A 7,629-nucleotide genomic window follows, 5' to 3' on the forward strand; every position below is an offset into this window, starting at 1 on the left:
GCGGGGGGCGGGCCGGGGCCACAGGCGGCGCCCGCCCGCCCCGGCCCGTATGTCAGGCAGGCAACACCGTGGACCGACATGTCCCCGCAGGCGTACGCCCCCCACCCACGGAGACCACCGGCACCGTGCGCCGAGGCGCGGTCGCGATGCTGGTCACCCTCGCGGTCTGTCTTGCGGTCGCGCTGATCAGCAACGGTGTACTGGCCCAGGGACCGCCGCCGCAGCCTGGAGCCGCCCAGGGGTTCCCGGCCCACGGCCGCGCGTCCGCCGCCGACGGAGCCGCCACACCGCCGGTCGCGCCGCTGCCGCCGTCCGTACCCGAACGCGTACGGATTCCCGCCCTGGGGGTCGACGCCCCGCTGATGGCGCTGCGCCTGGAGGCGGGCGGCCGTCTGGCGGCCCCGCCGGACAACGCGCGCAACCTGGCCGGCTGGTACCAGGACGGCGCCAGCCCCGGCTCCATGGGCACGGCCGTCATCGCCGGCCATGTGGACGACGAGCACGGCCCGGCCGTCTTCTACGGTCTGGGGTCGCTGAAGAAGGGCAACACCGTCCGGGTGGAGCGCGCCGACGGGGCGACCGCCGTCTTCACCATCGACGCTGTCGAGGCCTACACGGCGCAGGAGTTCCCCAACCGGAAGGTCTACGGCACTGCCGCACGGCCGGAACTGCGCCTCATCACCTGCGGCGGCGGGTTCGACAGGAAGAGCGGGCACTATCTCGGCAATGTCGTCGCCTACGCCCATCTCACCGGGGAGGGCTGAGGGCAGACGGGCCGTCAGGACCGACCGGTCCGGGGGACCCGTGAACCCGGCGAGGAGTACGGGGGAGTGCCGAGTCCGGCGAGTTCGGCCAGGCGGCCCGCCGTCCGACGCACCCCGGTCCATGGAGCCGCGGGTGGGCAAGAACCGTAGGCCATGTCCGCGGCGGTGCGGATCCCGGCGCCCAGCAGGTCACCGGCACCGCGGGGGAAGACATAGTGGTGGTCGGCCGTGGTGGTGACCCCGGACAAGGCCAGAGCGGCCAGGGAGCCCTGCGCCGCGGCATGCACCATCGGTTCGTCGATCCGAGCCAGACGGGATAGAGGCCGACCAGCCAGCTGAAGAGGTCGCAGTCCTGGGCGAGACCGCGGGTGATCCACTGGTAGAAGTGGTGGTGTGTGTTGACCAGCCCGGGAGTCAGCAGCTGCCCGTCGCCGTCGACCCGCCGGGCCACTCCGGTCAGATCCGCGGGCGCGGGGCCCGGCCCCGCCGACTCGATGCGGTGACCGGCGACGACGACGTGGCCGGATGCGTACTCGGTGCCGCTCGCGTCCATGGTGGCGACGGCGCAGTTCTCGATGACAAGTCGGGTGTCCGGCAAGGCCGTTTCTCTCCTCGGCGGTGCGGCCGCGGTGGTGCCGGCTGTGTCTCAGGTGTCAGAGGGCGTGGCGGTGGCCGGTGCCGCTTTGCCGCGTCGCCGGGTGTGGTGGAAGAGCAGATTCAGTGCGAAGGCGCAGAGCGCGGTGCAGGTGATGGCGCTGCCGAAGACGGTGCGCGCCCCGGCCGGCAGCCGGTCGTAGATGTGCGGTGCGGTCACCGGGACCATTCCGGCGACCAGGGAGACGGCGACGATCAGCAGGTTCGATGTGCCGTCGAAGTCGATCTGGCGCAGGATGCGGATGCCTCATCGAGGATCTGCAGCCCCGGCACCCGGTCGGCCCAGAGCACGGTGACGATGCCGTAGTCGGTGTGCGCCCCCATGCCCATCCGGCCCCGGTCGACAGGCGTCTCCCCGCCGGGCACCGGTCGGTCTTGGCCGAACCTACCGGGATGCGTCCCCGCATCGGCGGGATTCGGTACGGACGCCGTAACGGAGTCCGTCGGCCAGCAGGGCGATCATGCGCTGGGTGTGACCGTCGTTGTCCTCCCCGGCGGGCAGTGCCAGATTGCCGATGGCGCGCAGCAGGTCCAGGGGGTCGGCGTCGGGGCGGATTTCGCCGGCCTGCGCTGCGCTGTCCAGGAGCGCTCCGAGCGCGGGCTCGAAACGCCGCTGGAAGTAGGACGGCAGGCTGTCGTAGGCGGGGTCTCCCGAGTGCAGGGCCGCGCTCAGACCGCGCTTGGTGGCGATGAAACCCGCGAAGCGCTGCAGCCACCGGGTGAGGGCCTCGACCGGCCGGTGCTCGGCGGCGAGTGCGGGCGCGGCGGCGGCGCAGGCGTCGACCTCCTTGCGGAAGACCGCGGCGATGAGGTCCGAGCGCTGCGGGAAGTGCCGGTAGAGGGTGCCCGCGCCGACCCCCGCCCGTGCGGTGATCTGCCGGACCGGGGCGTCCACGCCTGACGCGGAGAACACCTCGGCTGCCGCGGTGAGCAGGGCGTCGATGCTGCGCTGCGCATCCGCGCGTACCGGCTGGCGGGGCTGTTTCCCGGTCGTCTGGCCGTCATTCATGGATGCTCCTTTTGCCAACCGGAACAACGTTCCGTATCGTAGGTATGGAACGTTGTTCCGCTTATCTCAGCGTAGCGCGCTGCGGCGGACGTCCCCACCCCGGAGGAGCAACCATGAAGTACCGCACACTGGGCCGGACCGGTATCAAGGTCAGCCCGTACTGCCTCGGCGCGATGATGTTCGGAGCCATGGGCAACCCCGACCACGACGACTCCGTCCGCATCATCCACAAGGCACTCGACGCGGGGATCAACTTCGTCGACACCGCCGACGCCTACTCGCGCGGTGAGTCCGAGGAGATCGTCGGCAAGGCGCTCAAGGGCCGCCGTGACGATGTCGTACTGGCCACCAAGGCCCATCTCCCGATGGGGGACGACCCCAACCAGCAGGGCAACTCACGCCGCTGGCTGGTGCGCGCGCTCGACGACTCGCTGCGCCGGCTGGGGACCGACCACGTCGACCTGTTCCAGGTCCACCGGCCGGCGCCGGACACCGACGTCGAGGAGACCCTCTCGGCCCTCACCGATCTGGTCCGCGCGGGCAAGGTCCGCGCCATCGGCGCCTCCACCTTCCCCGCGTCGGACATCGTCGAGGCCCAGTGGGTCGCCGAGCGGCGCGGCCTGGAGCGGTTCCGCACCGAGCAGCCGCCGTACTCGATCCTCAACCGGGGCATCGAACGTGAGGTCCTGCCGGTCTGCGAGCGTTACGGAATGGGCGCCCTGGTCTGGAGCCCCCTCTCCGGCGGCATGCTCACCGGCCGCTACCGCAAGGGCGTACAGGCCGACACCCACCGGGCAGGTTTCGGATTCAAGCACCTCGTCGACGAGCGGCGGCTCGACGCGGTCGAGCAGCTCATCCCGCTCGCCGACGAGGCCGGGATGGAGCTGACCCATCTGGCGATGGCCTTCGCGATCTCCCACCCCGGTGTCACCTCCGCGATCATCGGCCCGCGCACCATGAACCACCTGGACGATCTGCTCGCGGGCGCGGAGACCGCCCTGAGCGACGACGTCCTGGACCGGATCGACGCCATCGTGCCCCCGGGCACCGACGTCGGAGCGCTGGACATGATCTACAACCCGCCGGCCATCGAGCAGGTCACCCTGCGCCGCCGCCCGGCCGACGGGCGTTCCGCCGCGTGACCCACCCGCCGGGGCCCCGGAGGAGAGAGCCGTCAGCGGGCGGGTCCACGCCGGGGCCGTGGGCGGGCAGTCTCCGGCAGCGGGCCCGGGGCCGGGCGGCGAGTGGTGTACGGCCCGGCCCCGGTGACCGGTCAGGCGCCCCCGGCGGTCAGTTCGGCGCGCACCTCACGGGCGGCGGCGACCAGGTGCTCCAGCGACTCCCGGGTCTCGGGCCAGCCGCGGGTCTTCAGGCCGCAGTCCGGGTTCACCCACAGCCGCTCGGCGGGAATGGCCTCAAGCCCCTTGCGCAGAAGGGCCGCGGCCTCCTGCGCGCTCGGTACCCGCGGCGAGTGGATGTCGTACACACCGGGCCCCGCCTCACGCGGGTAGCCGTGCCCGGCCAGTTCGCGGGCGACCTGCATATGGGAGCGGGCCGCCTCCAGGCTGATGACATCGGCGTCGAGGTCGTCGATGGCCTGGACGATGTCGCCGAACTCGGCGTAGCACATATGCGTGTGGATCTGGGTGGCCGGCTGTACTCCGCTCGTCGTGAGGCGGAAGGACTCGGTGGCCCAGTCCAGATACGCGGCGCGGTCGGCTGAGCGCAGCGGCAGCGTTTCGCGCAGGGCCGGTTCATCGACCTGGATGACCGGAGTACCCGCGCTCTCCAGGTCGCCGACCTCGTCCCGCAGGGCCAGGGCGACCTGCCGGGCGGTGTCGCCGAGCGGCTGGTCGTCGCGGACGAAGGACCAGGCGAGCATGGTGACCGGGCCGGTGAGCATGCCCTTGACCGGGCGGCCGGTCAGGGACTGGGCGTACGTCGTCCAGCGCACCGTCATCGGCTCCGGACGTGAGATGTCGCCGGCCAGGATCGGCGGGCGGACATAGCGGGTCCCGTAGGACTGCACCCACCCCTGCTGGGTGGCGAGATAGCCGGTGAGCTGCTCGGCGAAGTACTGCACCATGTCGTTGCGCTCGGGCTCGCCGTGCACCAGGACATCCAGCCCCGCCGTCTCCTGGAAGGCGATCACCTGCTGGATCTCGTCCCTGACGCGCTCCTCGTACCCCGCGGTGCCGATGCGCCGGGCCCGCAGGTCGGCGCGGGCCGCCCGCAATCCGGTGGTCTGCGGGAACGAGCCGATCGTGGTGGTCGGCAGGAGCGGCAGCCCGAGGCGGGCGCGCTGGGCGGCGGCCCGCTCGGTGTACGGCTGGGAGCGGTGCGTATCCGCGTCCGTGACCGCGGCGGCCCTGGCCCGTACGGCGGGGTCACGGGTGATCGCCGACCCCGCCCGGGAGGCCAGATCGGCCCGGTTGGCGGCCAGTTCGGCCGCGATGGCGCCGGTACCCCCGGCAAGTCCCCTGGCGAGGGTCGCGATCTCCGTGGTCTTCTGCCGGGCGAAGGCGAGCCAGCGCAGGATCTGCGGGTCGATGTCCCGTTCGGCGGTCGCGTCGAGCGGCACATGCAGGAGCGAGCAGGAGGCGGCGACGTCGACCCGGTCCGCCAGGCCGAGCAGGGTGCCAAGGGTGGCCAGTGACTTCTCCAGGTCGTTGACCCAGACGTTGCGCCCGTCGACCACACCGGCGACCAGGCGCTTGCCGGGCAGCCCGCCGACGGCGGCCAGCGCGTCCACATTGGCCGCGGCGGTGCCGGTGAAATCGAGCGCCAGGCCCTCCACCGGAGCCTTCGCCAGGACGGGCAGCGCGTCACCGAGCCGGTCGAAGTAGGAGGCGACCAGCAGCTTCGGGCGGTCGCCGAGCGAACCGAGCATCCGGTAGGCGCGTGCGGTGGCGTTCAGTTCGGCGGGGGTGCGGTCCTGGACGAGGGCCGGCTCGTCCAGCTGGACCCACTCCGCGCCCGCCGCCCGCAGATCGGCCAGCACCTCGGCGTAGACGGGCAGCAGCCGGTCGAGCAGCGTCAGCGGTTCGAAGTCCGCCGCGACGCCCGGGGCGGGCTTGGCCAGCAGCAGATAGGTGACCGGGCCGACGAGGACGGGGCGGGCGGTGAGCCCGCCGGCGGTCGCCTCCCGGAACTCCCCGGTCTGCTGGGTGGAGTCGGCGGTGAACACCGTGTCCGGGCCCAGTTCGGGCACCAGATAGTGGTAGTTGGTGTCGAACCACTTGGTCATCTCCAGGGGCGCGACCTCCTGAGTGCCGCGTGCCATCGCGAAGTAGCCGTCGAGTGCGTCGGCCTCGACGGCCTTGCGGTGCCGCTCGGGGATCGCGCCGACCATGACGCTGGTGTCCAGTACGTGGTCGTAGTACGAGAAGTCACCGGTGGGCACCTCATGGATGCCGGACTCCGCCAGGCGCTGCCAGTTCGACCGGCGCAGATCTGCGGCGGTCTCCCGGAGGCCGTCGGCGTCGACGCGGCCCTTCCAGTAACCCTCGACGGCCTTCTTCAGTTCCCGGTTCGGGCCCTGGCGGGGGTAGCCGTACACGGTGGCCCGTGCTGCCGCGGCTTCGGGCTTCGCTGTCACGGAAATCTCCTTCGCGAGATGACTCCTTGAGATCCCGGAGACGGGACGGGAGCGCGAAGGGATGACGGACCGTAGGGCCTCGCACGTGCCATGAGGCACGGCTGTCCCGCCGGTATGCGCGCCGACCCGCCCACGAGGTCACCGGGATGTCCGTACGCGAACGGTCGCGCACGGGCAACGGGCAGGTCTTCGGACTCGCGGGCACGGTCACCCTCCAAGGGGCGTCCACCTACTGGCCGTCGCTTCCCAGACCCGGCCGGGCCCAGTGCGTATGACGGCGGTCGTTCCCACTCACCGCTGCGGGGCAGTCCCGGATTTCCACCGGGTTCCCTCTTACGACGCATCCCGCCTGGCGGACGGGGCGAACCAGTTGCACCAGCCAGCCTAGGCGGAGACTCCCCGGCGCGGGGGCATCTGCCCACATCGCGGACGGTGATGTGGGACACCGGGCGCGCGGGTCGGCCGCCCCGCGCCCCCCCCCGCGCGGGGGGGTGCCCCCGGGGGGGGGGGCTCCGCCCCACCGGGGGGGGGGTGTGTGGGGCCCCGCGGGGGCCCCCGCCCCCCCCCCCCGCGCCCCGCCGCTCCCGTCCGGCGGCTACCTCTTCACCCCGAGTCCCGCCCAGATCGGGGCCGAGGCGGCATCGGGTCCGGCCTCCGGGTGTCCGATCTCGGGTACGACGGTCGCGGGCCGCCACAGATGGGGCGCGACCAGACCGGGCTCGATCAGCTCCGTGCCGTCGAAAAAGCGCAGTGTCTCGTCCCGGGTGAGCGGCCGCAGCGCCGTGCCCTCGGCCGCGAAATCGTCCTGCAGCGTGGCGGAGCCACCCGCGAGCTCCCGGGCGAACACCGATATCACCAGACAGCTGCCGGCGGGCAGCGCGTCCATCAGGCGCCGGACGACGGCGTGCGGCTGGTCCTTCGGGTCGATCCAGTGCAGCAGCAGCCCCATCGTCAGGGCCACCGGCTGCCCGAGGTCGAGGGTGTCGCGCAGTTCCGCGGACCCGAGAATGCTGTCCGGATCGGTGAAGTCCGCCGGGATGTACGCGGTGCGCCCGGCCGGGCTGCTGACGTGCAGGGCCCGGGAGTGGGCGAGGACGATCGGATCGTTGTCCGCGTACACGACGCGCGATTCCGGCGCCGTCTCCTGCGCGACCTCGTGCAGATTGGGCGACGTCGGTATGCCCGTGCCGATGTCCAGGAACTGCCGGATGCCCGCCTCGCCCGCCAGATACCGCACAGCACGCAGTACGAACTCCCGGTTGATCCGGGCGGCCAGCTGCACCGACGGCATCTTCTCGGCCACCGTGGCGGCCATGGCACGGTCGGCGGGATAGTTCGTCTTGCCGCCCAGGAACACATCGTAGATACGGGCGGGATGGGCCCTGTCCGTACGCAGGTCGATCGGCGCCCGGTCGTTCGCAGGGCTCATCCACTCGTCCGGTGACGACAACGGATCTCTCCTCTGTTGCTCAACGCTTGGGGTCGATAGTGAACTTGATCCACGGCCATGTCCAACACAGGGTGCGCAGCCCGGGGGTGGTGCTCGCACCACCCCCGGGTCGGGCCCCACCACTCCTGTGCCGCGGTGCTTTCCCGCGCCCGCA

Annotated in this window: 7 protein-coding genes, 1 pseudogene and 1 riboswitch; of the genes and pseudogenes, 2 read left to right on the forward strand and 6 right to left on the reverse strand. The window is 72.1% G+C overall.

Going from position 1 to position 7,629, the window contains the following annotated elements:
* Positions 1 to 68: 68 nt before the first annotated feature.
* Positions 69 to 764: a class F sortase gene (locus ACFXBC_RS19620; protein ID WP_385025518.1), complete on the forward strand. Its 696-nt coding sequence runs from the start codon at positions 69 to 71 to the stop codon at positions 762 to 764.
* Between the two features lie 90 nt (positions 765 to 854).
* Here the strand turns inward: ACFXBC_RS19620 and ACFXBC_RS19625 are convergent.
* The 4 genes and pseudogenes from ACFXBC_RS19625 to ACFXBC_RS19640 form a co-directional block, all read right to left on the reverse strand.
* Positions 855 to 1,317, reverse strand: a pseudogene (locus ACFXBC_RS19625) (amidohydrolase family protein); the annotation flags it as partial.
* A gap of 93 nt (positions 1,318 to 1,410) precedes the next feature.
* Positions 1,411 to 1,578 carry a hypothetical protein gene (locus ACFXBC_RS19630; protein WP_385025521.1) on the reverse strand — a complete coding sequence of 56 codons (168 nt, stop codon included), beginning with the start codon at positions 1,576 to 1,578 and terminating at the stop codon, positions 1,411 to 1,413.
* A gap of 35 nt (positions 1,579 to 1,613) precedes the next feature.
* Positions 1,614 to 1,784 (reverse strand): 2OG-Fe(II) oxygenase family protein, encoded by a 171-nt coding sequence (locus ACFXBC_RS19635; RefSeq protein WP_385025524.1) that lies wholly within the window; start codon positions 1,782 to 1,784, stop codon positions 1,614 to 1,616.
* 19 nt (positions 1,785 to 1,803) lie between these two features.
* The gene (locus ACFXBC_RS19640; RefSeq protein WP_385025527.1) at positions 1,804 to 2,427 is read right to left on the reverse strand and encodes a TetR/AcrR family transcriptional regulator; all 624 of its coding nucleotides are present in this window, start codon (positions 2,425 to 2,427) and stop codon (positions 1,804 to 1,806) included.
* 113 nt (positions 2,428 to 2,540) lie between these two features.
* Between ACFXBC_RS19640 and ACFXBC_RS19645 the strand changes: the two genes are divergently transcribed.
* Positions 2,541 to 3,569: an aldo/keto reductase gene (locus tag ACFXBC_RS19645; protein WP_385025530.1), complete on the forward strand. Its 1,029-nt coding sequence runs from the start codon at positions 2,541 to 2,543 to the stop codon at positions 3,567 to 3,569.
* Between the two features lie 131 nt (positions 3,570 to 3,700).
* On the opposite strand, the gene metE is transcribed toward ACFXBC_RS19645, so the two are convergent.
* Together metE and ACFXBC_RS19655 are read right to left on the reverse strand one after the other, a co-directional pair.
* Positions 3,701 to 6,025, reverse strand: a complete 2,325-nt coding sequence (gene metE / locus ACFXBC_RS19650) for a 5-methyltetrahydropteroyltriglutamate--homocysteine S-methyltransferase (RefSeq protein ID WP_385025533.1) — start codon at positions 6,023 to 6,025, stop codon at positions 3,701 to 3,703.
* Positions 6,026 to 6,187: 162 nt separating this feature from the next.
* Positions 6,188 to 6,411: riboswitch (cobalamin riboswitch) on the reverse strand.
* Positions 6,412 to 6,620: 209 nt separating this feature from the next.
* Positions 6,621 to 7,454 carry an SAM-dependent methyltransferase gene (locus ACFXBC_RS19655; RefSeq protein ID WP_385025536.1) on the reverse strand — a complete coding sequence of 278 codons (834 nt, stop codon included), beginning with the start codon at positions 7,452 to 7,454 and terminating at the stop codon, positions 6,621 to 6,623.
* Positions 7,455 to 7,629: the final 175 nt, after the last annotated feature.

Origin of the sequence: Streptomyces sp. NPDC059398 (assembly GCF_042751845.1) — a bacterium.
Classification (GTDB): domain Bacteria; phylum Actinomycetota; class Actinomycetes; order Streptomycetales; family Streptomycetaceae; genus Streptomyces.

Coding starts and splice junctions, on each gene's coding strand:
- ACFXBC_RS19640 (WP_385025527.1), bottom strand. CDS start 2,427: ATGAATGACGGCCAGACGACCGGGAAACAGCCCCGCCAGCCGGTACGC.
- ACFXBC_RS19655 (WP_385025536.1), bottom strand. CDS start 7,454: ATGAGCCCTGCGAACGACCGGGCGCCGATCGACCTGCGTACGGACAGG.
- ACFXBC_RS19645 (WP_385025530.1), top strand. CDS start 2,541: ATGAAGTACCGCACACTGGGCCGGACCGGTATCAAGGTCAGCCCGTAC.